The 25,783-nt window shown below is 65.1% G+C and carries 20 protein-coding genes; 9 read left to right on the top strand and 11 right to left on the bottom strand.

What is annotated here, in order from left to right; genetic code table 11:
• Position 1: 1 nt before the first annotated feature.
• Genes D4754_RS21930 through D4754_RS21920 form a run of 3 tightly spaced genes read right to left on the bottom strand, consistent with a single transcriptional unit; the run spans position 2 to position 1,989 of the window.
• The gene (locus tag D4754_RS21930) at positions 2-952 is read right to left on the bottom strand and encodes an FAD binding domain-containing protein (RefSeq protein WP_121068124.1); all 951 of its coding nucleotides are present in this window, start codon (positions 950-952) and stop codon (positions 2-4) included.
• Positions 949-1,593 (bottom strand): aldehyde dehydrogenase iron-sulfur subunit PaoA, encoded by a 645-nt coding sequence (gene paoA, locus D4754_RS21925; RefSeq protein ID WP_121068122.1) that lies wholly within the window; start codon positions 1,591-1,593, stop codon positions 949-951. Before paoA ends, D4754_RS21930 begins: the two co-directional genes overlap by 4 nt.
• 51 nt (positions 1,594-1,644) lie before the next feature.
• A complete protein-coding gene (locus tag D4754_RS21920) occupies positions 1,645-1,989 on the bottom strand; it encodes a hypothetical protein (protein WP_121068121.1) in 345 nt (114 codons plus the stop codon).
• A 268-nt stretch (positions 1,990-2,257) separates the two neighbouring features.
• On the opposite strand from D4754_RS21920, the gene D4754_RS21915 reads away from it, so the two are divergent.
• The 3 genes from D4754_RS21915 to D4754_RS21905 all read left to right on the top strand — a co-directional run bounded on the left by D4754_RS21915 (position 2,258) and on the right by D4754_RS21905 (position 8,126).
• The gene (locus tag D4754_RS21915) at positions 2,258-3,718 is read left to right on the top strand and encodes an MDR family MFS transporter (protein ID WP_121068118.1); all 1,461 of its coding nucleotides are present in this window, start codon (positions 2,258-2,260) and stop codon (positions 3,716-3,718) included.
• A gap of 233 nt (positions 3,719-3,951) precedes the next feature.
• On the top strand, positions 3,952-6,417 hold the full coding sequence (locus tag D4754_RS24480; RefSeq protein WP_163026024.1) for a nidogen-like domain-containing protein: 2,466 nt from the start codon (positions 3,952-3,954) through the stop codon (positions 6,415-6,417).
• Positions 6,418-6,641: 224 nt separating this feature from the next.
• The gene (locus D4754_RS21905; protein ID WP_163026023.1) at positions 6,642-8,126 is read left to right on the top strand and encodes a calcium-binding protein; all 1,485 of its coding nucleotides are present in this window, start codon (positions 6,642-6,644) and stop codon (positions 8,124-8,126) included.
• An 81-nt stretch (positions 8,127-8,207) separates the two neighbouring features.
• Here the strand turns inward: D4754_RS21905 and D4754_RS24150 are convergent, their stop codons facing one another.
• Positions 8,208-8,360 (bottom strand): hypothetical protein, encoded by a 153-nt coding sequence (locus tag D4754_RS24150; protein WP_163026022.1) that lies wholly within the window; start codon positions 8,358-8,360, stop codon positions 8,208-8,210.
• 273 nt (positions 8,361-8,633) lie between these two features.
• Between D4754_RS24150 and D4754_RS21900 the strand changes: the two genes are divergently transcribed.
• The 3 genes from D4754_RS21900 to D4754_RS21890 all read left to right on the top strand — a co-directional run bounded on the left by D4754_RS21900 (position 8,634) and on the right by D4754_RS21890 (position 13,476).
• A complete protein-coding gene (locus tag D4754_RS21900; protein ID WP_121068113.1) occupies positions 8,634-9,710 on the top strand; it encodes an efflux RND transporter periplasmic adaptor subunit in 1,077 nt (358 codons plus the stop codon).
• A complete protein-coding gene (locus D4754_RS21895; RefSeq protein WP_121068111.1) occupies positions 9,707-12,772 on the top strand; it encodes an efflux RND transporter permease subunit in 3,066 nt (1,021 codons plus the stop codon). The genes D4754_RS21900 and D4754_RS21895 overlap by 4 nt, the downstream gene beginning before the upstream one ends.
• Positions 12,773-13,011: 239 nt before the next feature.
• On the top strand, positions 13,012-13,476 hold the full coding sequence (locus tag D4754_RS21890) for a TspO/MBR family protein (protein ID WP_121068109.1): 465 nt from the start codon (positions 13,012-13,014) through the stop codon (positions 13,474-13,476).
• Positions 13,477-13,489: 13 nt separating this feature from the next.
• Here the strand turns inward: D4754_RS21890 and D4754_RS21885 are convergent, their stop codons facing one another.
• From D4754_RS21885 to D4754_RS21855, 7 genes are all read right to left on the bottom strand, one after another.
• Positions 13,490-13,885, bottom strand: a complete 396-nt coding sequence (locus tag D4754_RS21885) for a MerR family DNA-binding protein (RefSeq protein ID WP_121068107.1) — start codon at positions 13,883-13,885, stop codon at positions 13,490-13,492.
• A gap of 171 nt (positions 13,886-14,056) precedes the next feature.
• Entirely contained in the window at positions 14,057-16,510 is a 2,454-nt protein-coding gene (locus D4754_RS21880) for a heavy metal translocating P-type ATPase (RefSeq protein WP_121068105.1), read from the bottom strand.
• A 196-nt stretch (positions 16,511-16,706) separates the two neighbouring features.
• Positions 16,707-17,165 (bottom strand): YaiI/YqxD family protein, encoded by a 459-nt coding sequence (locus tag D4754_RS21875; protein ID WP_121068140.1) that lies wholly within the window; start codon positions 17,163-17,165, stop codon positions 16,707-16,709.
• A gap of 17 nt (positions 17,166-17,182) precedes the next feature.
• The gene (locus D4754_RS21870) at positions 17,183-18,457 is read right to left on the bottom strand and encodes an ABC transporter permease (protein ID WP_121068103.1); all 1,275 of its coding nucleotides are present in this window, start codon (positions 18,455-18,457) and stop codon (positions 17,183-17,185) included.
• Positions 18,454-19,260, bottom strand: a complete 807-nt coding sequence (locus D4754_RS21865; RefSeq protein ID WP_121068101.1) for a taurine ABC transporter ATP-binding protein — start codon at positions 19,258-19,260, stop codon at positions 18,454-18,456. Before D4754_RS21865 ends, D4754_RS21870 begins: the two co-directional genes overlap by 4 nt.
• Before the next feature lie 61 nt (positions 19,261-19,321).
• Positions 19,322-20,320, bottom strand: a complete 999-nt coding sequence (locus D4754_RS21860; RefSeq protein WP_121068099.1) for a taurine ABC transporter substrate-binding protein — start codon at positions 20,318-20,320, stop codon at positions 19,322-19,324.
• A gap of 511 nt (positions 20,321-20,831) precedes the next feature.
• On the bottom strand, positions 20,832-22,493 hold the full coding sequence (locus D4754_RS21855) for a BCCT family transporter (RefSeq protein WP_240453975.1): 1,662 nt from the start codon (positions 22,491-22,493) through the stop codon (positions 20,832-20,834).
• Between the two features lie 353 nt (positions 22,494-22,846).
• Between D4754_RS21855 and D4754_RS21850 the strand changes: the two genes are divergently transcribed.
• The 3 genes from D4754_RS21850 (at position 22,847) to D4754_RS21840 (ending at position 25,660) form a co-directional block, all read left to right on the top strand.
• Entirely contained in the window at positions 22,847-23,239 is a 393-nt protein-coding gene (locus tag D4754_RS21850) for a PRC-barrel domain-containing protein (protein WP_121068095.1), read from the top strand.
• A 250-nt stretch (positions 23,240-23,489) separates the two neighbouring features.
• Positions 23,490-24,968: a sensor histidine kinase gene (locus tag D4754_RS21845; protein ID WP_163026021.1), complete on the top strand. Its 1,479-nt coding sequence runs from the start codon at positions 23,490-23,492 to the stop codon at positions 24,966-24,968.
• A complete protein-coding gene (locus D4754_RS21840; RefSeq protein ID WP_240453974.1) occupies positions 24,959-25,660 on the top strand; it encodes a response regulator transcription factor in 702 nt (233 codons plus the stop codon). Before D4754_RS21845 ends, D4754_RS21840 begins: the two co-directional genes overlap by 10 nt.
• Positions 25,661-25,783: the final 123 nt, after the last annotated feature.

The following is a 25,783-nucleotide window of genomic DNA, read 5'->3' as shown; positions in this document are numbered from 1 at the left end:
GTCAGGCCTCCTTCAGCATGGCGGCAAGGGTCCGCTCGGCAAGGGTGAGTTTGAAGGCGTTCTCCTCGGTCGGTTGGGCGCCGTCCAACAGCACCGACATCACCGCCGCGGCGCCATCGGGGAGCCTGGCATCCGCCTCGGCCCGCCGCCACGGCTTGGGCGCCACGCCGCCCAGGGCCACGCGGCCCGTGCCATCGGGCTGACGTATCAGCGCGACCGAGACCAACGCGAAGGCATAGGACGCCCGGTCACGCACCTTGTGATAGGCTTGGCTCCCGCCCACAGGGGCCGGCAGGCGCACATGGGTGATCAGTTCACCGGGCATCAGCGCGGTTTCCCGTTCGGGCGTGTCGCCGGGCAGCAGGTGCAGGTCCTCCACCGTGATCTCGCGCGAGATGCCGGTGGGGGTCACGGTTTCGACCACCGCGTCCAGCACCCGCATGGCCACCGCCATATCCGAGGGGTGAGTTGCAATGCAGGCGTCCGACGTGCCGATCACGCCCAGCTGCCGGGAAAAGGCGCCTTCGGTCAAGGCGGCGCAGCCCGATCCGGGCGCGCGTTTGTTACAGGGCATGTTGGTGTCGTAGAAATACGGGCAACGGGTGCGTTGCAGTAGGTTGCCCCCGGTGGTTGCCTTGTTGCGCAGCTGCCCCGTGGCCCCCGCGGCGATGGCGCGGGTCAATACGGGATAATCGCGGCGGATGCGCGGATGGGCCGACAGGGCGGTGTTGGTCACCAGCGTCCCGATGCGCAGGCCGCCATCGTCGGTCTCGGTCACCTCGTCCAGACCCAGCCCGTTCACGTCGATGACATGGGCGGGGGCTTCGATTTCCAGCTTCATCAGGTCCAACAGGTTGGTGCCGCCGGCGAGGAATGTGGCGCCCTCCACTTGCGCGGCGCGCGCGGCCGCATCCGCGGGGCTGGCGGGTTTCTCGTAGGAGAAGGCCCTCATGCACTCTCCTCCGCGACTTGGGTGATCGCCGCCAGGATGTTGGCGTAGGCGCCGCAGCGGCAGATGTTGCCTGACATGCGTTCGCGGATTTCCGCGTCGGTCAGGGCGATCTCGGCCGTCAGGTCGCGGGTTACGTGGCTGGGGATGCCGGCGCGGACCTCCTCGATGACCTTGCGGGCCGACTGGATCTGGCCCGGCGTGCAGTAGCCGCACTGAAACCCGTCATGTTCGACAAAGGCCGTCTGCATCGGGTCCATGTCATCGGGCAGCCCGATCCCTTCGATCGTCTCGATGCTGTCGCCGTCATGTGTCACGGCAAGGCTCAGGCAGGAATTGATCCGTTCGCCGTTCACGGTACAGGTGCACGCCCCGCATTGCCCGTGATCGCAGCCCTTCTTGGTGCCGGTCAGCTTCAGATGCTCGCGCAGCGCATCCAGCAGGGTGACACGGTTGTCGACCGTCAGTTCCCGTTCGGTGCCGTTGACGAAAAGCGTGACTTTGCTCGTCCCGGCCCCCGCGGGCTTCGGCGCATCCGCGGTTTGCGCGGAGGCTTTTTTTGTGACGGAGGTGCTTACGGCAGCGGCGGCGGTGCCGGTCAGCAGCGTGCGCCGGCGCAGGGTGAAGTCTATGGCTGGGCTCATGGCTCGTCCTTCCTGTCGGTCAGGCACGCGCCGGGGAACCGACGACGTACCTCACCCCAACGCACGAGCCTCCCGCTTTGGTCCCCGACCGCCGGTCGAAGTGCCGTGAACACGGCGATGCTCCGGGCGCGCCGTGTCGCAGGGGGCGAGGATGTAGATGGCCGCCAGGTCGCCTACGGAAGCCGCGATGATATCGTCCACGGCGCCAAGGTCAGTGCCCTCCGCGCCTGCGACATAGGCCGCGGGATCGTCCATCTCGCAGATGTCACGCACACTCGGCGCGGTTTTCGAGGTGATGTCGATCACGCGACCGTCCCGCAGGGTGATGACCGAAGGGCCGTTCGCGGCCGGGTTCCAGGCGCGGCCCAAAGCCACACCGGCATTGCCAAAGTTCATTCGGTCGGTCCTTTTCTTGCGTTCGGGTCTTCTGCCGGCGACGGAGGGTCGCGCGCGGGGCCATTGCGTGTTTCGCGGCATGTTATCGGCTGAGTCCAGATTTGCATGCACCGTTTCCGCGGCAAGTCTTCGCCCCCCGATGGGTCTGGCCGACCGGCCGCCCTGCTTGCGCCGGATCGCCCGAGGATCTATCCCGGCCCCGCTCCTTCAGACTCACCCGGCTGAGCCTTCGGTGCACGTCCCACCCGTTTCCCTCGGAGCATTCAGCATGTCCACCGCCCGTTCTTCCCTGCCCCCGACCGGCGCCACGGTCGAGGATGACACGTCCGGACGCGACCGGCTGGTGATCCTGCTTCTGCTGATCTCCGCCTTCACGGTGATCCTGAACGAAACCATTATGGGCGTTGCCCTGCCCCGGCTGATGCACGATCTGGACCTGACCGCCTCCCAGGGCCAGTGGCTGACCACGTCGTTCCTGCTGACGATGGCGGTCGTGATTCCGGTCACCGGCTTCCTGCTGCAACGCCTGCACACGCGCACCGTCTTCACGATGGCGATGGGCCTGTTCAGCGTGGGCACGCTCCTGTGCGCGACGGCGCCGGGGCTGGGGATGCTGATCACGGGCCGTATCGTGCAGGCGTCGGGCACCGCGATCATGATGCCGCTTCTGATGACCACCGTCATGACACTGGTCCCGCCCGAAAACAGGGGCCGGACCATGGGCAATATCTCGATCGTGATCTCCGTCGCGCCCGCCATCGGACCCACCGTTTCCGGGATCATTCTCAGCCTGCTGGACTGGCGCTGGATGTTCTGGCTGGTGCTGCCCATCGGGCTGGGCTCGCTGGCCATCGGCCGCATGTGGCTGCAGAACGTGACCGAGCCGCGCCAGGCACCGCTGGACCTGCTGTCGGTTCCCCTGTCGGCCATAGGCTTCGGCGGAGTGGTCTACGGGCTGTCGATCATCGGCGAAGGTCATGGCGACGCCGACACGATGCCGCTGTGGCTGCCGCTTGCCGTCGGCGGCGCGGCGCTTGCGGTCTTCGTGCGGCGCCAGTTGCGGCTGGGGCCAAAGGGCCGGGCGCTGCTGGATCTGCGCACTTTCCGCGTGCCCGTGTTCCGCGTGGCGGTCATCATGATGGGCTTCTGCATGGCGGCGCTGTTCGGGATGATCATCCTGCTGCCGATCTACATGCAGAACGTTCTGGGCATGGCGCCGGTGCAGGCCGGTCTGCTGCTTCTGCCGGGCGGGCTGATCATGGGGCTTCTGGCACCGTCGGTCGGCCGGGCCTACGACCGCATCGGCGCGCGCCGTCTGGTGATCCCCGGCACAGTGTTCCTGTGCGCCGGCCTGTGGTCGATGGCCAGCCTGGGCACCGCCAGCGCGGTCTGGCAGGTCCTGATCTGCCATATCCTGCTGAGCATCGGGCTGGCCCTGCTGTTCACGCCGCTTTTCACGGCATCGCTAAGCTCCCTGCCGAAAGAGCTTTATTCCTACGGCTCGGCCGTGCTGGGCACGACGCAACAGGTGGCAGGTGCCGCCGGTATCGCGTTGTTCGTGTCGGTTATGTCACTGCGCATCGCCGCCGCGGCCGAAGCCGGCGCCGCCCCGATAGAGGCGATGGCTGAAGGCGTTCGGGCCGGTTTCGTCGCCGGTGGGATCATGGCGCTGATAATGATCGGTTTCAGCTTCATGGTGCGCCGGCCGCCGGCGCCCGATCCTCTCTGACATCTCGGGCGCGCCGCGCTCGGATTTCGGCGTGTTCAATCGCCCGGGCCAAGGGACCGCGATGACGGTTTCGTGCACGCCTCTTGGCGGTGCCCGTGCCGACTTTCATTGTTTCGTCGCTAATTTTCCCTCAACCCTTGGTAAACCGCGCCTTGCGCGGAGGGCGATTTCCCGGGCTGCCGTCGTTGCAAGGGATTGCCGGCAAACTTCTCTGATTTTCCAAAGGTATTTGAATGGTCTCTCTTGTTAATGGCTTGGATGGCCCTGCCGGGTTCGGCGAAACCTCTGTCGCGTTCGGCGATGACACTTCCACCGAGGTTGATGTCACCGGTGTATTCGGCGCAGGCGGGATCAATTTTTTCGGAACGTCCTGTTCGCAGATCACCGTCTCGACAAATGGCACCATTACCCTTGGTTCCGGGGTGCCGAGCACGAGTGTCATCGAAGACGGGCTTGCCCAGTCGGTCTTACCGTTCATTGCACCCTTCTTTGCCGACGTGGACCTGACCGCCGACGAAACCGGGCTGGGCCCCACGACCGGCGGCACCAGCACGGGATCTGACCGGATCTGGCTGGATACGGATGCGGCATCCCGCACCGTCACGGTCACATGGGACGACGTCGGCTATTACAATAACGGGCTGGACAAGCGGAACGCCTTCCAGGTGCAGCTGATCGACCGCAGCGATGTGGGCGCGGGCGATTTCGACATCGTTATCCGTTACGAGGATATCCAGTGGACCACGGGCGAACTTCAGGATGGCGTCGGCGGGCTGGGCGGCAACGCGGCGCGGATCGGGTTTTCCGACGCGACCGGGGTCAACACGATCGAGCTTCCGGGCTCGACGGTCGGAGAGGACCAGCTGGGCTTGCACGCCACGCGCGGCGTGGGCAATGGCAGCCCGAATGGACGGTTCGTCTATGATTTCCGCGACGGCGAGATCGAGTTCCTGCAGGCGATGGACGACGTGTTGCAGGTGGGTCTTGGCGGCCGGATAGACACCAACATCTTCGATGCCAACGGCGGCCTTGCCGACATCAATACCCGCGACACGACGGTCGAGGTCAGTTCTGTCAATGGCCGCTCGGGAAATGTCGGCAATGATCTCGAACTGCCGGCGATCCTTGGGTCCAATTCGGCGTCGCTCAGGTTCAATACCGACGGCACGGCGTTCTTGGAAATGACCGCGGTGGATCTGGAAGACATCGCGCCGGGGTCTGTCGTGACGACACAGGTGTCCTACACGGTCACCGACAGCGCAGGAAACACAAGCACGGCGCGCGTCCAGATCGAGTTCGGCGACACCGTGGTGACCAACAGCGAAGACGTGGTCGATGCCACGGACGGGAAGACATCGCTGCGCGAGGCGATCTTGCGCGCGCAGACGACCGACGGCGCGGACACGATCACCTTCGACCTGGCCGAGGGCGACCGCCGGCTGGACATGAACACCGGCCTTGGCCCGCTGGTCATCGAAGCGGTCGAAGACGTCACCATCAACGGCGATATCGAAAATGACGGCATCGCGGATGTCGTGATCGACGGCGGCACCCGCAGCGACGCGTTGTTCATGATCGAAGACGGCGGCAGCGCTACGTTGGTCGGGCTTGGCATCACCGATACTTTCGTGACCGGCGGACAGGCCGCCCGGGGCGCTGACGGGGCCTCCGGCGACCCCGTCCCGGACGGCGCGGACGGACGTATCATCGGGGAAGACGGCCAGAACGGGCGGGACGGTGCCGTTGGCGGCACTGGCGCCGATGCCGGTCCGACCGGTGTCATTATGAATGCCGGGACACTGGAAATCGACCGGTCGGTCATCCTGGGCAACGAAGTTGTGGGCGCCACCGGGGGCACCGGGGGCGCTGGCGGCAACGGCAGCGAAGGTGCTGACGGGGGCGATACCAGCCCCGTCCTGCAGGACGGCGACTTGCCCGACGGGCAGCGGTTCGGCGGCAGCGGCGGCAATGGCGGCGATGGCGGCCGGGGTGGCCAGGGCGGTGACGGGGGCGATGCGGGAACGATCGTGAACCTTGACACTGGCACTCTGACTGTCCGGCAAAGCTGGCTGACCGCGACCGGAGACTTCGCGGTATCGGATCTGCTGGACACCAGTTTCAACATTCTCACGGGCGGGACCGGCAGAGTAGGCGGACGTGAGGGGCTGGGCGGCGATGGCGGCAACGGCGGCGATGCCGGTGGAGACTTCATCTTCGGTGTTGCCGGGGCCGGAGGCGCTGGGGGCGAGGCCGGAACGACGGGCGATGGCGGCGATGGCGGCCAAGCCGCGGAAGGCATTCTGAACTATGGCTCGGTCATCTTCGACGGGGCCAATGTCGGATCGATCGGCACCTTGTTTTCGGCGGGAGGCGATGGCGGCGCGCCGGGGACAACCTATACCGCCGACGAGGCCGCGGCGGGCGGTTTATCGGGAGAGGGGGATTTCAAGTTCGGGGATGGCGGCCCCGGCCTCTCTCCTGCCAACAAGTCCGGCCTCTTCGGGGGCAGCGAGCAATCGGGCGGCATGATCGTGAATGTCGGCGACGCGGCCGGTTCGACGGGCGATCTCTTCGCGGACACCGTCTATTTCCTTCATGAGGGCACGCCCGAAATCCTGGAAGGCACCGGCGGTCCGAGTGCATCGACACCGCTGCCCGTCGATATATTGTCCGGATCGGAGATAGCAGCTCCAGCGTGATCTTCTTTCTCACTGTCGACGGGTCCGGTCTCCCGAACACGGTGACTTCGGACGATTTCGCCTTCCAATTCCGGAAAGATATAGCTGTTAGTTTCGAGTCTGGCGGGAAGGATACCCAAAGGGAGTTCGTTCCTGGCCTGGATCGGGATTCTCTTTCGGAAACTGACGAAACCGCGTCCTTGAAAATTTCGAGCTTTGAGCCTGTTCCCGGCGAAAGCGTCGGGATGGGAGAGCGAACAGCCAACATCACGATCCTGAACGACGACAACGGACCGCCCACGGTAGCGCTGTCGGCGACGTCTAGAACGCTCGCCGAGAATGTCTCGACCAACACCCGCCGCAAGGTGGCCGATATCACGGTCACCGACGATGGCCTTGGCACGACCGCGCTGAGCCTGTCAGGTGCGGATGCGTCCCTGTTCGAGATCTTTCGGGGCGACCTATTCCTGAAGGCTGGTGCTGCGCTCGATTTCGAAACGAACCCGAATCTCGACGTTTCGGTATCGGTCAACGACCCGTCGCTGGCGCCCAGCCCCAACGCCACGGCCTCGTTCGACCTCTCCCTGGCCGATGCGAACGAGGCACCCGTCCTTTCGGTCCGCAACAGGGTATTCGCGCTGTCCGAGGACGTCTCGACCGCGACCCGGCGCAAGATGGCCGACATCGTGATCCTTGACGATGCGCTCGGGATCAACCGGTTGAGCCTGTCAGGCGCCGACGCGGGACTGTTCCGGATCGCTGGCGGCGATCTGTTCCTGCGGGCTGGTGCGGCGCTGGATTTCGACCGCGACCGGTCGCTCGACGTGACCGTCCGTGTCGATGACAGTGCGATCGGCGGGTTCCCGGACGATACGTCCGCTATCACCGTCGCCGTCCGGGACGTGAACACCGAGCCTGTCCTGACCGTCACGCAGGTCCGCGCGTCCATCAGCGAGGCGTTCAAGGCCACGTCGGACATCAAGATCGCGGATGTTTCGGTCGCCGATGACGGGACCGGCGCGAATGTGTTGTCGCTGACCGGCGCCGATGCCGGTCTCTTCCGCCTTAAGGACGGCGCGCTTCTGTTGAAACAGAACGCCGCGCTGGATTTCGAGACAAACCCGAAGCTCGACGTCAGGGTCCCGATCAACGATCGCCTGCTGCCGGGCGGGCCGGAAGACAGCGCGTCGATCACCGTCGCCGTGGCGAATGCGCCGGAAGGCATCGTGGGCAACGGCGGCGACAACAGGCTGGTCGGCACACGAAGGGACGACAAGATGCTGGGCGGCGGCGGCGATGACGTGATGCTGGGCCGCGCCGGCGACGACCTGATGAAGGGCGGCAACGGCGAAGACGGGATCAAGGGCCAGGCCGGAGACGATACGATCAAGGGTCAGGGCGGGAACGACACGCTTCTGGGTAACGGCGGTCGCGACAAGCTGGACGGCGGCAAGGGCTGGGACATCATCGACGGCCAGAAGGGTGACGACGTCATGTCTGGCGGCGGCGGCATGGATACCTTCCGCTTCGGCACGAACGATGGCCACGACGTCATCACCGATTTCCGGCATGGGCGCGACGGGATCGATTTCACGAAACTGGGCGGAACCAGGAAGGTCCTGAGATCGGCCGAGGAGATCGGCGACGACGTAGTCTTCGACTTCGCGCCGGACCAATCGCTGACCGTACGGAACATGACCATCGCGCAGGTGTCCGATGACATCCCCTGACAGATGCCTTTCTGATGGCTTGCGACTACCGTTTCCGGGCAGACGCACCACGTCCGCCCTCAATCCGGGCCGCCCTGGCCCCTAGGCTGTCTTGTTCTGCGCTTTCTTGCCGGTCTTGGTCGGCCGCTCGCCATGCTGCCCCGGTGCGTTGCTGTTCAGCGCTTGGTACCAGGCGGGCTTCTGTGCGGGGTTGGCGCCTGCGCGTTTGGCCTTGGGTTTTTTCGACTTGGGCATTCTTGTGTCCTTTGCGACGTTTCCCCCCCATATACCCTCCGCAGCCCGAGCGATACTGCCCGGTTTGTCCGCCGATCCACGTTCTGCCGGACGGACCGCGGCACCTGGCGCCAGTCCGCCTCTAGATATGATCAGAATGAGCACTACTTGCTCCTGAACCGTCGTGACCACACGGTAAAGTGCCTTGCTGCATCGCAGCGCCAACCCTACCATTCCGGTCAGGATCAGGTCGCGGGGGCCAACGGGTCCGAAACCGGCCCCTGGGAGCCATGAATGAAATCGCTTCGAATTCTGTTCGGCTTCCTTGTGCTCGCGGCCGCCGTCGTCGGTGGGTTCGAATTCACGGGCACGGTGCTTACGGCGACGCAGGCGCCGGGCGGCGGCACGCGCGGCAGCGGGGCGGTCACGGTCGAGTCGAGCGGCGTCGAGACGCTGACCTTCACCGAAACGGTCGATGCGGTCGGCACCACGCTCGCGCGGCAGTCGGTGACGCTGCGGCCGATGGCGTCGGGCCGCGTGGCCGAGATCATGTTCGATTCCGGTGACCGTGTGCGCGAAGGACAACCCTTGCTCCGCCTAGACGACGCAGCAGCCCGCGCGGGGCTTGCCGCGGCACAGGCCACCGTGGCCGAGGCGCAGGCGGCCTTCGAGCGGCAGGAGCGGCTGGAAAAACTGGGCAGCGCCGCCGAAGCGACGCTGCAATCCGCCCGTGCCGCCCTTCTGCGGGCCGAAGCGGAAGAAGACATCGCGACCAACACCCTGAACGACCGGGTGCTGAACGCGCCCTTCGACGGGATCGTGGGCCTGACGGACTTGGCACCGGGCCAGCTCATCGACAGCTCCACCGCCATCGCGACGCTCGATGACCTGTCGGTGGTCGAGGTCCAGTTCAGCGTGCCCGAACGGTTCCTCGCGCGGCTGGAGATGGGGCAGAAGGTGCAGCTGACCTCGCCCGCCTATCCCGATCAGGTCCTGACCGGTACCATCGGGTCGATGGACACGCGGGTGGACCGGTCCACGCGGTCCATCGCCATGCGGGCGGAGGTGCCCAATCCCGACGGCCGTCTGAAGGCAGGCATGTTCATGCGGGTGGGTCTGGTCCTGAACGAAGGTCAGGCGCGGGCCGTGCCGGAACGTGCGCTGACGGTGGCTGGCGCGCAGTCCTACGTACACGTGGCCGAAAACGGAACGGCGCGCCGCATCGAGGTGACGACCGGCCGCCAGCGCGATGGCATGATCGAGATCGTGACGGGCCTGCCGGACGACGCGCAGGTGATCGTGACGAACCTCCAGAAGGTGTCCGACGGCAGCAAGATTGAACATGTCGTCGCCACGAAGGCCGCGAAATGAGCCTGCCGGACCTGTCGATCCGGCGGCCGGTTCTGGCGGCTGTCCTGAACCTTCTGATCGTCCTGATCGGGGCGATGGCGCTGACCCGCCTGCCCGTCCGCGAACTGCCCCAGGTCGACACGGCCGAGGTAACGGTGCGCGTCTCCTATACCGGCGCCGCGCCCGATGTCGTCGACAACCAGATCGCCAGCGTGGTCGAAGGTGCGCTGGCCGGGATCTCGGGCCTGCAAAGCATGAGCACCGAAAGCGAACGGGGCCGGATGCGCACCGTCCTGATCTTCGACACCTCGCGCGATATCGACAGCGCCACCAATGACGTCCGCACCGCCATCGATCGCGTGATCGAGGATCTGCCGGAAGGCGCCAAGGCGCCCGAGGTGGAAAAGAACGACGATGAAGGCGACCCGGTGGTGCGGCTCAGCCTGTTTTCCTCCGGGATGTCACCGTTGGAACTGTCGGATTATGCCGACCGCTACGTGCTTGACCGGCTGGCGCGATTGCCCGGGGTGGCCAATGCCTCGATCTACGGCGAGCGGCTGCCCGCCATGCGGATCTGGCTCGATTCCGATCTGATGGCCGCGCACGGGGTCACGACGACGGACATCACCTCGGCGCTGCAGGCCAACAACATCGAATTGCCCGCCGGAGAAATCGAGACCGGCGCACGGCAGCTTCAGCTTCTGGCCCGGACGCGCTTCACCTCGGCCGAGGAATTCGAGGGCCTCGCCATTCGCGACACCGGCACACGGCCCCTGCGGCTGGGCGATGTGGCGCGGGTGGAACAGGGGCCGGAAGCCACGGAACGCTACTTCCGGTCCAACGGCGAAACCGCGCTGGGGATCGGGATCCAGCCGCAGGCGCAGGCCAACACGGTGGCAATTTCGCAGGCCGTCCAGCGGGAACTGGAGCTGATCCGCCCTTCCCTGCCGGACGGCATGACACTGAAGATCACGTCGGACGAGGCGCTGTTCATCCAGACGACGCTGAACGAGGTCATCCGCGTCTTTGTCGAGGCGGTGGCGCTTGTGACGGCGGTGATCTTCCTGTTCCTGGGCTCCGCCCGGTTGTCGCTGGTGCCCATCGTCACGATCCCCGTGTCGATCCTGGGTTCGGCCATGGCGATGCTGTTCCTGGGCTTCTCCATCAATATCCTGACGCTCTTTGCCATGATCCTGTCGATCGGGCTGGTGGTCGACGACGCCATCGTCGTGCTGGAAAACATCCAGCGGCATCGCGCGCGTGGGGCCAGCCGGGCCGAAGCGGCGCGGGCGGGCGCCAACCAGGTGAACTTCGCGGTGATCGCGACCACGGCCGTGCTGGTCGCCGTCTTCCTGCCTGTCAGCTTCATGGACGGCGAAGTGGGCCGGATCTTCGGCGAATTCGGCATCGTTCTTGCCGTTGCCGTGTCGGTTTCCGGCTTCGTGGCGCTGACCCTGTCGCCGGTCCTTGCGGCAAGACTTCTGCCGCGGGAGAACCGGCCCAACCTTCTGTCCCGCACCGTCGACAGGATCGTCGCCCGGACCGAGGCCGCCTATCGCGCCACGCTCAACCTCGCGCTGCGGGCGTCCGAAGTGCCGCTGGCCCTGGCCGGGTTCGCGGTCGCCGCGTGCCTCGCGCTCTATCCGCTGCTGACGCAGGAAGTGGTGCCGCAGGAAGATCGCGGCCAGCTTCGCATCTACATCACCGCGCCACAGGGCGCGAACCTCGACTACACCGATGCCGCCGTGCGCAAGGTGGAAGACGTGGTCGGTACGCTGGCCGATGAAGGCGTGGTCGAGAACATCACCACCATCGTCGGCATGTGGGGCGAATTGCGGCGCGCGATGCTGTTCGTGAACCTTGCCCCGTGGGAGGAGCGCGACCAGAGCGTGCAGGAGGTCATCTCCGACCTGCGCGGACCGCTGTCGCAGGTGACCGAGATTTCGACATGGATCCGTCCCTCCGGCGGCCTGGGCATCGGCGGGGGTCGTGGTGGCTTGCAGTTGATGCTGGGCGGCCCGGATATCGAACGCGCCGCCGAATGGGCCAACGAACTGGCCGCGATCCTTGAACAGGATCCGGACCTGTCGGGTATCGAGGTCGGTTATGCCGCCAACCAGCCCGGCGCCACCGTATCGGTGGATCGACTGCGCGCGCAGGACCTGGGTCTGGATGCAGAGGTCGTGTCGTCGACACTGCAGACGCTCGTCGCGTCGCGCACCGTCGGGGAATATTCGAGCGAAGGACGGCAGTATCCGGTCATCCTGCAAGCCGGGCTGGAAGACCGGGACAATCCCGACGATCTGCTGTCGGTCCTGCTGCGCAACACGCGGGGCGACCTGATCCCGCTGTCGGCCTTTGCCAGCATCGACGCGACCGCCACCGTGCCGGCTATCGAACGCTTCAACCGCGTCCATTCCGTCCCGGTCGAGGCCGACATGGTCGAAGGCGCGGACCTGGCGCAGGTCATGTCCCGGGTCGAAGCTGCCGTGGCGACGCTCCCGGCCGGAGCGACGCTGGCCTGGGACGGGCAGGCAGCCGATTTCCAGCGGTCGTCGGGGGACATGCTGATGGTCTTCGGCCTTGCGCTGGCCATCGTCTTTCTTGTGCTGGCGGCCCAGTTCGAAAGTTTCCGCACGCCGCTTGTGATCCTTCTGACCGTGCCCTTGGGCCTTGGCGGCGCGGTGCTGTCGCTGTGGCTGGCGGGGCTTTCAGTCAACATCTTCAGCCAGGTCGGGCTGGTCCTGCTGGTCGGGCTGATGGCCAAGAACGGCATCCTGATGGTCGAATTTTCGAACCAGCTGCGTGAAGGCGGCATGGCCCTGCGCGAGGCGGCACTGGAAGGCGCGGTCACCCGCCTGCGCCCCGTCACCATGACCACCATCGCAACCATTCTGGGCGCCATGCCCCTTGCAACGGCCACCGGAGCCGGTGCCGAAAGCCGCGTCGCGATCGGGCTGGTCATCACCGGCGGGCTCAGCTTCGCCTTCGTGCTCACGCTCTTCGTGACGCCGGTGGCCTACTATCTTGTCGAAGGGCTGCGCCGCGCCTACCCCGAACCGCAACGCTCCCCCGCCGAGTGAGGCGCGCCCCGTTGCCCCCCGACTGCGCGCGCGGATCATAGGCGTTTCCTCCCGCCCCGGTTACGAAAGGTCATCGGCGATCCGACGGTGCACCTGTCCGGGGCCGTCTGCCTGAAGAATAGCCCTGAAGGCGCGCCCGCGGCCCGAGCAGATCTTTCTGGGTCACGGGATCGCCTTGGCGTTCCATGCGTTGCCCCTGCATCACACCAGACATTTCGAACGACATTTCAGGAAGCCACATGATCGGAAAAGAAAAACGCGCGCTGGCGGGCTTCGTCGCGTTGACACTCCTGATGGGCACAGCCATCGGTTTGGGCTTTCAGCCCGGCACCTGGTACGAAGACCTAACGAAACCGCCGTTCAACCCGCCCGACTGGATCTTCGGCCCGGTGTGGACCGTGTTGTACGTTCTGATCGGCATCGCCGGGTGGCGGACATGGTTCCGTGCCGACGATCGCCAGCTCAAGCTGCTCTGGATCGTGCAGATCGGCCTGAACTGGCTCTGGACGCCCGCCTTCTTCGGGCTGCACAGCATCGGTCTGGGGCTGGTGGTCGTCGTGGCCATGCTGGTGGCGGTCTTGGCCTTCATCGTCCGGGCCGCGCGCATTGACAGGCTATCGGCCGTTTTGTTCGTGCCCTACGCGCTCTGGGTCGGCTTCGCCGCGTTGCTGAACGCGTCGATCCTTCGGCTGACAATGGGGTGACCCAGGGCGGGGCTCAGGCGTTCTGGGTCCGGCCAAGTTCGTCCAGTATCGCGCAATCGGGCGCGTCGTCGCCGTGGCACTGGCGGATCAGGGTTTCCAGCTCCCCCTCCAGCTGCTGAAGCTGCCGGATCTTCGACCGGACCGCCTCCAGATTGCGGATCGCCAGTGCCTGCACGTCACGGCTGGCGCGGTCAGGATCGTCCTCGAGCTCCAGCAGACGACGGCATTCCTCCAGCCCGAAACCCATGTGGCGGGCCTGCGCGAGGAACCTCAGGCGGGAGATCTGGCCGTCACCGAAATCGCGATAGCCGTTGGCGTTCCGGTCGGCTTGGATCAGGCCGATTTCCTCGTAATAGCGGATCGTCTTGACCGTCAGCCCGGTCTGCTTCGCGACATGTCCGATGTTCATGGTGGCGCCCCTTCAACTGCAAGATAAGGGATCCCGTAACTGGAAGGTCAAGATCCGGACATCGAATGTGATAAGGGCAGCGCCCGACCCTGGGTGGCGCTGCCTGCGGAGCCCCGGGCGAGACGACAAGTAGCAGTCAAAGCACACTCACACGGATCCGCGTAGACCCATTCACAGCTTCTGCGCGCGCAGCCGCAGGGCGTTGGTGATGACCGACACCGACGACAGGCTCATCGCCGCTGCGGCCACCATGGGCGACAACAGGATGCCCAGGAAAGGGTACAGGATCCCCGCCGCTATCGGTACGCCGGCCGAGTTGTAGACGAAGGCGAAAAACAGGTTCTGGCGGATGTTGCGCATCGTGGCTTCGGCCAGTTTCCGGGCGCGCACGATGCCGCCCAGATCGCCCTTCACCAGCGTAATGCCCGCGCTTTCCACCGCCACGTCGGCGCCCGTGCCCATGGCGATGCCCACGTCCGCTTCGGCCAGCGCGGGGGCATCGTTCACGCCGTCCCCGGCCATGGCGACGGACAGGCCTTCGTCCTTCAGCTTGCGGACAAGGGCGTTTTTGTCCTCGGGGCTGACACCGGCGTGGACCTCGTCGATGCCCAGCTGTTGCGCTACCGCCTGCGCCGTCGCTTCGGCGTCGCCGGTGGCCATGATGATCCTGAGGCCCAGATCGTGAAGCGCGCGGATGGCGTCAGGTGTCGTCTCCTTCACGCGGTCCGCCACCGCGACAAGGCCCGCCGGTTTGCCGTCGACCGCAATGAACATGGCTGTCTTCCCGTCCTCCTGAAGCGCCCTGGCACGCGTGGCGAGGTCACCCGTCTCGATGCCCAGGTCCTTCATCAGCGCCGCGTTCCCCAGCGCCACCTTGCGGCCATCGACCGTGCCGGTAACGCCCTTGCCCGTGACCGCTTCGAATTCGGTGCTGTCCCGGCGTTCGGCCCCGCGATCCTCGGCTCCGGCAACGATGGCCTCGGCCAGCGGATGTTCCGACCCCCGTTCAAGCGCTGCGGCGAGGGACAGGAGGTCGGCCTCCGTCACGCCCTCCACCGGTTCGGCGTCTGTTAGGGTCGGCTTGCCTTCGGTCAGCGTGCCGGTCTTGTCGATGATCAGCGCGTCCACCTTGGAAAACCGCTCCAGCGCCTCGGCATCGCGGATCAGGACACCCGCATTTGCGCCGCGCCCCGTGGCCACCATGATCGACATCGGCGTGGCCAGCCCCAGCGCGCAGGGGCAGGCGATGATCAGGACCGAGACCGCCGCCACGAAGGCGTAGGACAGCGCCGGCGCCGGGCCGAACAGCCACCATGCGATGAAGGCCAGCAGCGCGCAGGAGACGACCGCAGGCACGAAGTATTCCGCCACCCGGTCGGCCTGCGCCTGGATCGGCGCGCGGGACCGCTGTGCATTGGCGACCATCTGCACGATGCGGGAGAGCGTGGTGTCGTCGCCCACGTTCTGCGCCTCCATCAAAAAGCTGCCGGTTTTGTTCAAAGTGCCGCCGGTGACGGGTTCGCCCGCCACCTTTTCCACCGGGACGGGCTCGCCCGTGATCATGCTTTCATCGATGGACGACCGGCCTTCCGTCACGACGCCGTCCACCGGCACGCTTTCACCGGGTCGGACCCGCAGGATGTCGCCCGTCTTCAGCTGGTCCAGCTCTACGTCCTCTTCCGCGCCGTCGGTCACCCGCCGGGCGGTCTTGGGCGCCAGATCCATCAGCGCGCGGATGGCGTCGCCCGTCTTTTCGCGGGCGGCCAGCTCCATCACCTGGCCCAGCAGGACAAGGACGAGGATCACCGCCGTCGCTTCGAAATAGACGGGCGTCATGCCCATGCCGTCCTGCATCTGCGCGGGCAGAAGGCCCGGCGCCAGAAGCGAAACGATGGAAAACAGGTAGGCCGCTCCGGTCCCCAGCGCGATCAGCGTCCACATGTTGGGGCTGCGGTTCACGATCGACGACCAGCCGCGCTTGAAGAAGGTCCGGCAGATCCAGACGACGGGCGTCGCCAGCGCGAATTGCAGCCAGCCGAAGGCGGTGTGGCCGATCCAGTCGGCGAAGGGGATGCCGATGTGGGAGCCCATTTCGAGGATGAAGACCGCCAGTGCGAGAGGCGCCGTGATCCATAGCCGTCGCTTGAAATCGACATATTCCGGGTTTGGACCGCTATCGGCCGAGGGCGTCATGGGCTCCAGCGCCATGCCGCATTTCGGGCAGTCGTCGGGGTGGTCGGTGACGATCTCGGGGTGCATCGGGCAAGTGTACTGCGTGCCCGCCGGCATGGGTTCCGGTTCCGGGCGGTCGCCGAGATAGGTGTCGGGCTCGGCCTCGAACTTCTCCTGGCAGCGGGCGGAGCAGAAATAGAACCTCTCGCCCTTGTGCTTGGCCATGTGGGCCGCATCGGCACGGTCGACACTCATGCCGCAGACCGGGTCGGTCGCGTTGCGGTAGGCATCCGGGTCGTTCAGGAACTTGGTGCGGCACCCGTCCGAGCAGAAGTGATAGAGGTGGCCGTCATGCTCCGCCGTGGGTTTGCCCGCGTCCGGGTCCACCGTCATGCCGCAGACGGGATCGCGCAGGATGGGGGTGTTTTCCGCAGGGGCGCTCGTATCGGCCATGGCCTGTCCTTTCCTTCGGGCGAGGATCTGGATCAGTGATCTAGGGTCTCCAGCCACTGGAGGGTCAAGGCCGTTGTTTCACATTTCCATGTGCGATGCTTGTGCGCAAAGGTCGAAGCGATCGTAGGGTGCGTGCTCTGCACGCACCGTAACCCGGCCCGGGCGGTGCGTGGAGACCACGCACCCTACGGCGGCGTCACCCGGCCTCTTTCATGGCCCTGGTCAGCGTCGTGTCCAGCATCTGAAGGAAGCGGGACCGGTCTGTCTTCGAAAACGACGGGCCGCCGCCGCGGTGGAAGGGATCCGCGGCGCGGATGTCCTTCATCAGGTCGCGCGAGGCGAGGCGCTGACCGATATTGGCCGGGGTCAGGGCCTCGCCCGTCGGTGTCAGGACCTGTGCGCCGGCCTTCACGCAGGCATCGGCCAGCGGTATGTCGGAGGTGATCACCACGTCGCCCGTCCCGCAGCGGTCGGCGATCCACTGGTCGGCCACGTCTGGCCCGGCATCGACGATCACGTTCGACACCAGCGGGTTGCGCGAGGGGCGCAGCCCGCCATTGCTGACAAGGATCATCGGCACCGCCTTGCGCGTCGCCACGCGTTCGGCTTCGTCTTTCACCGGGCAGGCGTCTGCATCGATGTAAAGCGTGGTCATCCGGCCCTTTCCGGGCGTCAGGATTGCCCTTTCCATGGAACCAGCACCTTTTCCGCCATCCGCATCAGGATGTCGATGCCATAGCCGATGATGCCGATCAGGATGATGCCCATCAGCACGATATCCGTCAGCTGGAACTTCGACGCCGCGATGATCATCATGCCCGCGCCCTTCTGCGCGGCCACAAGCTCGGCCGCGACCACGGTGCCCCAGCAGACGCCCATGGCGACGCGGGCCCCCGTGAAGATCTCGGGCAGGGAGTTCGGCACGATCACGTAGCGCAGCACTTGCGATTTGGAAGCGCCCAGCGAATAGGCGGCGTGGACCTTGGTGATGTTCACGCCCGAAACCCCGGCGCGCGCGGCGATGGTCATGACCCAGAGCGCGGCAAGAAACAGCAGGACGATCTTGCCCGTTTCCCAGATCCCGAACCAGATGATCACCAGCGGGATCAGCGCCAAGGGCGGAACGGGCCGCATGAATTCTACGATCGGATCGAACCAGCCGCGGAACCAGCCCGAAAGGCCCATCGCATAGCCCAGCGGAATGCCCAGCAGCGCGCCGCAGGCAAAGCCCAGCAGGACACGAAACAGCGACCAGCCCAGATGCTGCCACAGGGTGAAGTTCTGGTAGCCGGAGGATGCGATCTCGATGAACCGGCTGACCACCGCCTCGGGCGAGGGCATCCAGATCGGCTCCATCTGCAGGCCCTTCGCGGGCTCGAAGCTGAGCGAGCCCTTGGCCGTCATCGTGACCGTACCATCGTTCACCTTGACGGTTTCACCCGGCGCGATGGGCTGGCCATCGACGGCGGTGACGTTGTAGTCGTCCTCGACAGCCGGTGTATCGTTCGCATGCGCGCGGATCAGGGTCGACCTCCAGATCTGCACCGTGTCGGAATCGTTCCTGGCCATCCCCTCACCCGGGTCGATCTCGGGCGCATCCGGGTCTTCGTCGGGGCCGTGGACCACCACCCGCACCGTTGCATCGTCGGTCGTGCCGTCGGCGGCGGTGGCAGTATAGGTGAACTCGGTCGTGCCGCTATAGGGGCCGGGCACGTGGAACGGCGCCCATTTGGAGCCGGTGAAGGCGCCCCAGATCAGGAAGATAACCAGCACCGACAGGATCGAGGCCGCGCGGTCCGGGCGGATGGCGCTTTCGTCGCCGAAGGTCACCGTTTTGAGCGAGGTATAATCGCTGGTCTTGGCAGACATCCGGCGGACGAAGTTGATTAGGACGAAAGCGCCGGCGAACAGGAGAATGTAAAGGAGAAGGACGATCCAGCCAGTCATGCGCTTGCCTCCGCGCGGCCCATGATCTCTTCTTCCATTTCCCAGATCATCGACAGGATTTCATCGCGGGTTTCGGCGAAGCCTTCGCTTTTCTTGACCTCGCGCAGGTCGGCATTCACGCCCCGTTCGGCGAAGGGCAGGCGGTATTCCTTGTAGATCCGGCCCGGGCGCGGGGCCATCACGATCAGGCGTTCGCCCAGCAGCAATGCCTCTTCGACCGAGTGGGTGATCAGCACCACCGTCTTCCCGGTCTCCTTCCACAGCTTCAGGACGAGGCCCTGCATCTTCTCGCGGGTCAGCGCATCCAGCGCGCCCAGCGGTTCGTCCATCAGGATCAGATCGGGATCGTTGGCAAGGCAGCGGGCCAGCGCCACGCGCTGCTGCATCCCGCCCGACAATTCGTAGACTGCCTTTTCCTTGAAATCGCGCAGCCCCACCGTTTCAAGCAGCCGGTCGGCGATCGCCTTTCGCTCCGACGCCGGCATGCCCTTCATCCTGGGGCCGAATTCGACATTGTCGCGCACGTTCATCCATTCGAAGAGCGCGCCCTTCTGGAACACCATCCCGCGTTCCGCGTCCGGCCCGGTCACGGTATGGCCGTTCATCATCACCTTGCCAGACGTCTGCGCCAGGAAGCCCGCGACGATGTTCAGAAGCGTCGTCTTCCCGCAGCCGGACGGCCCGAGGATCGACACCATCTCTCCCGATCCGATGTCGAGCGAGACGTCCTGAAGCGCCTGGACACTGGTCCCGTTGGGCAGGTCGAACCGCATGGATAGGTTTTCGATATGCAAGCCGCCCATGACGCTTGTTCCTTGTTACTGGTCCGGGCGCGAAGCGCAGGCCCCGCGCCCGGCTACTGGTTTACTTGCTCACATCGGACAGCGGGCCGGTGTTGACCGTATCGTCATAGGATTCCAGCGCCTCGGGGATCGAGCCCGCGTCCTTGAAGACCTGTGCCACGCCAAGCATGAATTCCTGCGCGCCGCCGCCAAGCCATTTCGGGCCAAGCTGCTCTTCCACCGTCGGGAAGGTGAAGGTTTCAAGCGAGGCCGCAGCATCGGCCGGGTCCATGCCGGCGTCCTTGGCGATCACGTCGATCATTTCCTGCGTGTTCGAGCCCGCGGCCCACATCTCGTTCGCGTCGGCCGTCACCTGCAGGAACTTGGTCACCACTTCGCTGTTTTCAGCGATGAAGGTCGACGGGCCCGACGTCACGTCGAAGACGAGAATGCCCAGGTCTTCCTTCTCGGCGCCGGTCAGCAGGACGTTGCCGTGTTCCTTCATGCGGCGCAGCGCACCGCCCCAGCCGCACACCATGTCGAGGTTGCCCTGCGCGAAGGCAGCAGCCCCTTCGGCCGGTGCCATGTCGACGATTTCCATCGTGGTGATATCGACGTCGAAATGGCTCATCTGCTTGAGGAAGCCATAGTGAGCCGCGGTGCCGATCGGCACGCCGACCTTCTTGCCTTCCAGCTCCTTCGCGCTGTCCTTGTCGATCTCCAGCGCTTCGGCCACGACGCAGTTGTCATTTTCCGAATAGCTGACCGCGATGTCGACGATCTGCAGATCGACACCAGCCGACACGCCGACGACGAACGGCGGCAGGCCCTGGCTGACGGAAAGCTGAACGTCGCCCGACGCCATCGCCGCCGACATCGCGGTGCCGGCATCGAAGGACACCCAGTTGACCTTCATTCCCAACTCTTCGTCATAACGGCCGGTGGCCTTGGCGTATTCGAACGGCATCGGCCATTCCAGGAAGTAGCCGACGGTGATTTCATCGAGCGCGGCCGCGCTTTGCGCGCTTACCGCGACGGCCAGCGCCGAAAGGGCCGCTTTCATGGTTTTCTGTTTCATCATTGGAACTGTCTCTCCTTGCCGGTCATTTTTTCTGGGATTTTCCCGGCGACATGTCCGGGTTTGCGCAGACTTTGTGCGGCGGAGACAGGCCGACATCCATCCGTGATCGTCCCATTGCGTGCGCGAACCTGATTGCAGTCCCGCGTTGGAATGCGGCCGATCAAGGATTAGGCACCTTGCGGCGCTTGTCATCGAAAAAGAGATGAAACCATGCGCAACGAAGGACGGTGGATCAAGGGTCGCGGCACGCGGGGCCAGGAGGATTCCCAACCAGCCGCAGCGCGGCATTCCCTCAGGTAATCTGTGGGAAGCGCAGCCTGTGCATTGTCGCAACAAGGTGTCCGGCAGCCCCGTTTCTGCCGGCACCGGGTCGACTGCACAGAGGCTGCCCAGTCGCCTTGTTTCAGTGCGAAGTCAGGTCGGGCCGCGGTACCCGTCACGTGCGCGACCTACCCGCCCCACGGGGTGTGCAGGACCCCCACCGCGCTGCGGCAGGGATCCTGCGGGACTGTTACCAGTGCTTGCCGCGCGGGTCTTCGTTGTGCTCCACCTCGTGCGGCGGGGTCGCGCCGGACCCCTCGGGCTGACCCATCAGGCGCCGTTCGGATTTCAGCGCAAGGTACAGGCAGTAGCACATTGCCAGCACCACCAGCGTGAACGGAATGCCCATCGACACGGCCGCTCCCTGAAGCGCATTCAGCCCGCCGCCCAGCAGCAGGGCGATGGCCACGAGGCCTTCAAACGTGCACCAGAACACGCGCTGCGCGACCGGGGCGTCCATCTTGCCGCCGGCCGTGATCGTGTCGATCACCAGCGACCCGGAATCCGACGAGGTGACGAAGAACACCACGATCAGCACAAGGCAAAGCGGCGCCACGAGGTTGTAGAGCGGGAACTGGTCTATCATGCGGAAGAACGACAATTCGGGCTTGTAGGCCACGACGACTTCCTTCGCGCCTTCATACCCGGCTGCCAGCTGCTCCAGCGCCATGCCGCCGAACACGCTCATCCACAGGGCGCAGACCAGCGACGGCAGGACCAGCACGCAGATGATGAATTCGCGCACGGTCCGCCCGCGGGAAACCCGCGCAATGAACATGCCGACGAAGGGCGACCAAGCGATCCACCAGGCCCAGTAGAAGGTCGTCCAGCCATGCATGTATCCGGTGTCTTCACGCCCGAACGGGTTCGACAGGGCGGCGAAGTCGCGGACATATTCCACCATCGTGTCGGCGAACCGGCCCAGCAGGACCATCGTCGGGCCGACGAAGAGCACGAACAGGAACAGGGCGAATGCCAGCCACATGTTGATTTCGGCCAGCCGTTTCACGCCTGCATCCATCCCCAGGAGCACCGAGACCAGCGCAGCCATGGTGATGATGATGATCAGGATGACGATCCCGGTCTGCCCCATCTCGATCCCGAACACGTCGGTCAGGCCGGCGGCGATCTGCTGCGCACCCAGTCCCAGCGTCGTGGTCAGGCCGAAGAGCGTGGCAAAGACGGCGAGGATGTCGATCGCATGGCCCCACCAGCCCCAGACCTTTTCGCCCAGGATAGGATAGAAGGCCGACCGCAGCGTCAGCGGCAGACCGAGGTTGTAGGCAAAGATCGCAAGGCTGAGCGCCACGACAACGTAAACCGCCCAGGCCGAGAAGCCCCAGTGAAAGACCGTGGCGGCAAGCCCCGAATTTCCGATGGTTCCATCGTCATTCATCGGGTTGACGCCCAGCGGCAGAGCATTCAGTTCGGGCAGGGAGTAATACATCGGTTCGAGCACCGAGAAGAACAGAAGCCCGATGCCCATGCCTGCGGAAAACAGCATCGCGATCCACGACAGGTAGCCGTAATCGGGCGTGGCCCCTTGCCCGCCGATCCTGACCTTGCCAAGGGGCGAGATCGCCACAACGATGCAGAACAGGAAGATGATGTTCACCGACATCATCAGGAACCAGTCGAACGTGCTGGTCAGCCACGGGCGTAGCCAGCCGAACAGGGTCGCGGTGGATTCCTGATTGAGCAGCGCCACAACGACGAAAAGAACGATCGCCGCGCCGGAAATCACGAAAACGGGGTTGTGAATATCAAGTCCAAGGGGCCGGATATTGTCCTGCCCCAGTTCGTATTCTGTATCGAATGTAATGGCATCGGGGTCGCTTCGCGACTGATGCATATCGCTTAATTTTTCATCTTCCGACATGTAATGCTTACTCCCTGTTTTTTTAAAGCGATAATCACTTAGAACATGAAATTTTACGCGCGGCAAACACGCTGCACGTTTCATGGACAACTTTCTTGGCACCATTGCCCGGATCGCTTTCGGCCGCTGCCCGACGTCGGGGGTCTGGTCTGCGGACCCGGCTGTGCTGACAGGCGCCTTGGGACATTCAGCGTACCCGCCTCCACACACGGACCGGTGTGCGAAAAGACGCCCATGTCAAACTGTAATCCAAAGAAGTTGTGGAACCAGAAGAGCCTACAGCGGTTAACCCTCCATACCTAGACACGCCAAGGAAAGGCTATCCCATGACAATCAAGAGCAAGGTTCTTGCAATCGCCTCCGCCGCTATGCTTTCTTCGACGATCGCCGTCGCGCAGGGCAGCTACACGCCCACAGACTTCACCGACGTGTCCGTTTTCGACAGCTTCAAAGGCAGTGACGTCTACACCATCGATGGCCAGGCTCTGGGCACCGTCAAGGACGTCGATCTGGATGCAAACACGGCGGATTTCATGATCGAGGTCGCACAGGACGCAAATCTCCAGCGTGACACGATCAACGTCAAGGCCGAGCAGGGGACCGTTGCAATTAACGACGGCATGATCATCCTGCTGGTCGACAACGATGAGATCCAGCAGAAGCTTCAAGGCTCCGAACGCAGCGACTCGATCGCCGAAATCGATCTCTTCAAGGAATAAGGTGACGTCAGCGCCCGTCGCGCGCTGTGCCACCTGTAGGTCCGGCTGATTGCCGGCTCAGCCGTAGCGGCCCGCAAGACATCGTCTTGCGGGCCGCGTCCGTTTGCGGGCGCCCGCCCGTTGCGGCGACCATGGGTCCGCTCAGCCCAACCTGAGGAAGCCAGCCCCGTCTCATCCCTGAAGACCTGCCCGCAGTCAGCGTCGAAAGCTCGCCAATATCGGTCGACTTGCGTTACGTGTGGCGTCGAAGATGGGAAAACGGCGTCATGACAAGATGACGGGAATGCTGGATCTGACGACGATCTTCGCCGTGGGCGTTGGTGTGGCCGCTCTTGAAGCGGTCACATGGGTGCTGTTCTGGCTGGCGTGGCGCCAGCTCGACGCGCTCAAGTACTTTGCGTCGGGGTTTTCGGCCATGTCGCTGGGGATCCTGATGATGACCCTGCGGGGCGGCGACGCGCCGCCGTGGTGGATCGTGACCGATATCATGCTGATCCGGGTGGGGACCGTCCTGATCGCCATCGGCCTGGCGCGCTTCCTGGGCCAGCCGCCGCGTACGCGGCTGATGGTCGGGCTGCTGGCGGCCCTTCTGGCCGGCTGGGTGGCCGCGATCCTCTTCGTGCCCGGCAACGTCGCCCTGCGCTTCCTGATGGCCACGATCTTTACCGTCGCGGTGATGTCGCTGATGAGCCTGTCGCTGCTGCGCGACCGAACCGTGCCGCGCCTGTTGCGCGGCTTCACCGTGGGCGTTCTGTGCTATTACATGGTCGTCAGCATCGGGGCCACGGCGATGGAATACCGCGACCCGCCCGGCACCGGGCTTGTCGTGCTCAGCGACCGGAACGCATGGTACATCATGCAGGGCATCGTCTTTGTCACCGCCCTGTTCGCCAGCCTGATCCTGATGGTCAGCTGGCGCCTGTCGGCCGACCTGCGGGCCAACAACGCGGCCCTGCGGCTGGAAGTGGAGGAGCGCAAACGCCTGGAAGGCAAGCTGAGCGCCAGCCTGGAATCCGAGCGGCTGCTGCGCGAGGAGCAGGCCGATTTCAACCGCTTCGTCAGCCACGAATTCCGCACCCCCATCGCCACCATCCGCAACGCGGCCGAGATGATCGTGCTGACAGGCCAGGGCATCGACCCCGCCGCGCGCGACCGGCTGGCCGGGATCGGGCAGTCGCTGGACCGCCTGTCGGCGCTGATCGACCGTTTCCTGACCGGCGACCGGGAAGGCGGCTTTCATCCCGAGCCGCTGCCGCTGACGGACCTGATGGCCGACGTGATGCTGCATTTCGACATGACAGGCGGCAGCCAACGGCTGCAGATCGACATGCGGGACACTGGGCTTCAGGTCGTGGCCGACCCGGACATGCTGCTGACCGCCGTGATCAACCTGGTCGACAACGCGCTGAAATACTCTCCCGCCGACACTCCTGTCGTCCTGACAGCGCAGGCCGATGCGGACGGAGCCGTCATCCGGGTGACCGACCGGGGCATCGGCATTCCCGAAGCCGACCGGGCGGGCATCGGCCGGCGGTACTTCCGTGCCTCGAACGCCACGCCGGGGACCGGGACGGGTATGGGGCTCTATGCGGCGCGGCGTCTGGTGGCCTATCACGACGGCGACCTTGTGCTTGCCCCGGCCGATGGCGGCGGCACCATGGCCGAGATCAGGCTGCCCGCCGCACCGGCCGGGAGCGCGGCACGACAGGAGGACCCCGCATGCCCATGAGCCGTATCCTTGTCGTCGAGGACGAAGACCGCCTGCGCATGGACATCGTCGATTTCCTGTGCCTGACCGGGCTGAATGCCTCTGGCGCGGGGTCGGCAGCGGACCTCAGGGCGGCAATGGCCGAGGACATGCCCCCGCGCGTGATCATCCTTGATGTCGGCCTGCCCGACGGCGACGGGTTCGACCTGGCAAGCGAGATCCGGGCCCACCATACCTGCGGTATCGTCATGCTGACCGGGCTTGAAGGCAGCGAGAACCGGATCCGTGGCTTCGACAGCGGCGCCGATGTCTATCTTGTCAAGGACACGCCGCTGCGCGAGATCGAGGCTTGCGTGCGCAGCCTCTTGCGGCGCACCGGGGAAAGCGCGGAAACGGCCAGCGATGCGAAACCCGTCTGGGTGCTGGACAGCCGGGAGTGGACGCTCTTCGCGCCCGACCGTCAGGCGCTGAAGCTGACGGCGACGGAATTCGCTTTCCTGAACGCCCTGTGTTCGTCGACCGACGACGTCGCCCGCCGCGAGGATCTGGTCGAACGGCTCGACCGCCCCACGGTCAAGTTCGACAATCGCCATCTGGATGCCGTGGTCAGCCGCCTGCGCCGCAAGATCGGTGAAGGCACGGGGTTGGAGGCGCCGATCCGGTCGGTCTATGGCGTGGGGTACACCTTCACGGCACCTGTCAGCATTCGCTGAGGTGCGGTGCGTGGGAACCACGCACCCTACGACGGGATACCGCTCAGCCGCCCGACGTCACATCGCGTTCCGACATCGGTCGAAGTCGCGAGCCAGTCCGAGCCGCGTAGGCGCGGCCCGGAC

Source organism: Chachezhania antarctica, from assembly GCF_003646465.1.
GTDB classification, from domain to species: Bacteria; Pseudomonadota; Alphaproteobacteria; order Rhodobacterales; family Rhodobacteraceae; genus Chachezhania; species Chachezhania antarctica.
Note: the sequence above shows the minus strand (reverse complement) of the source record. Positions and strands in the feature narration are given on the sequence as shown.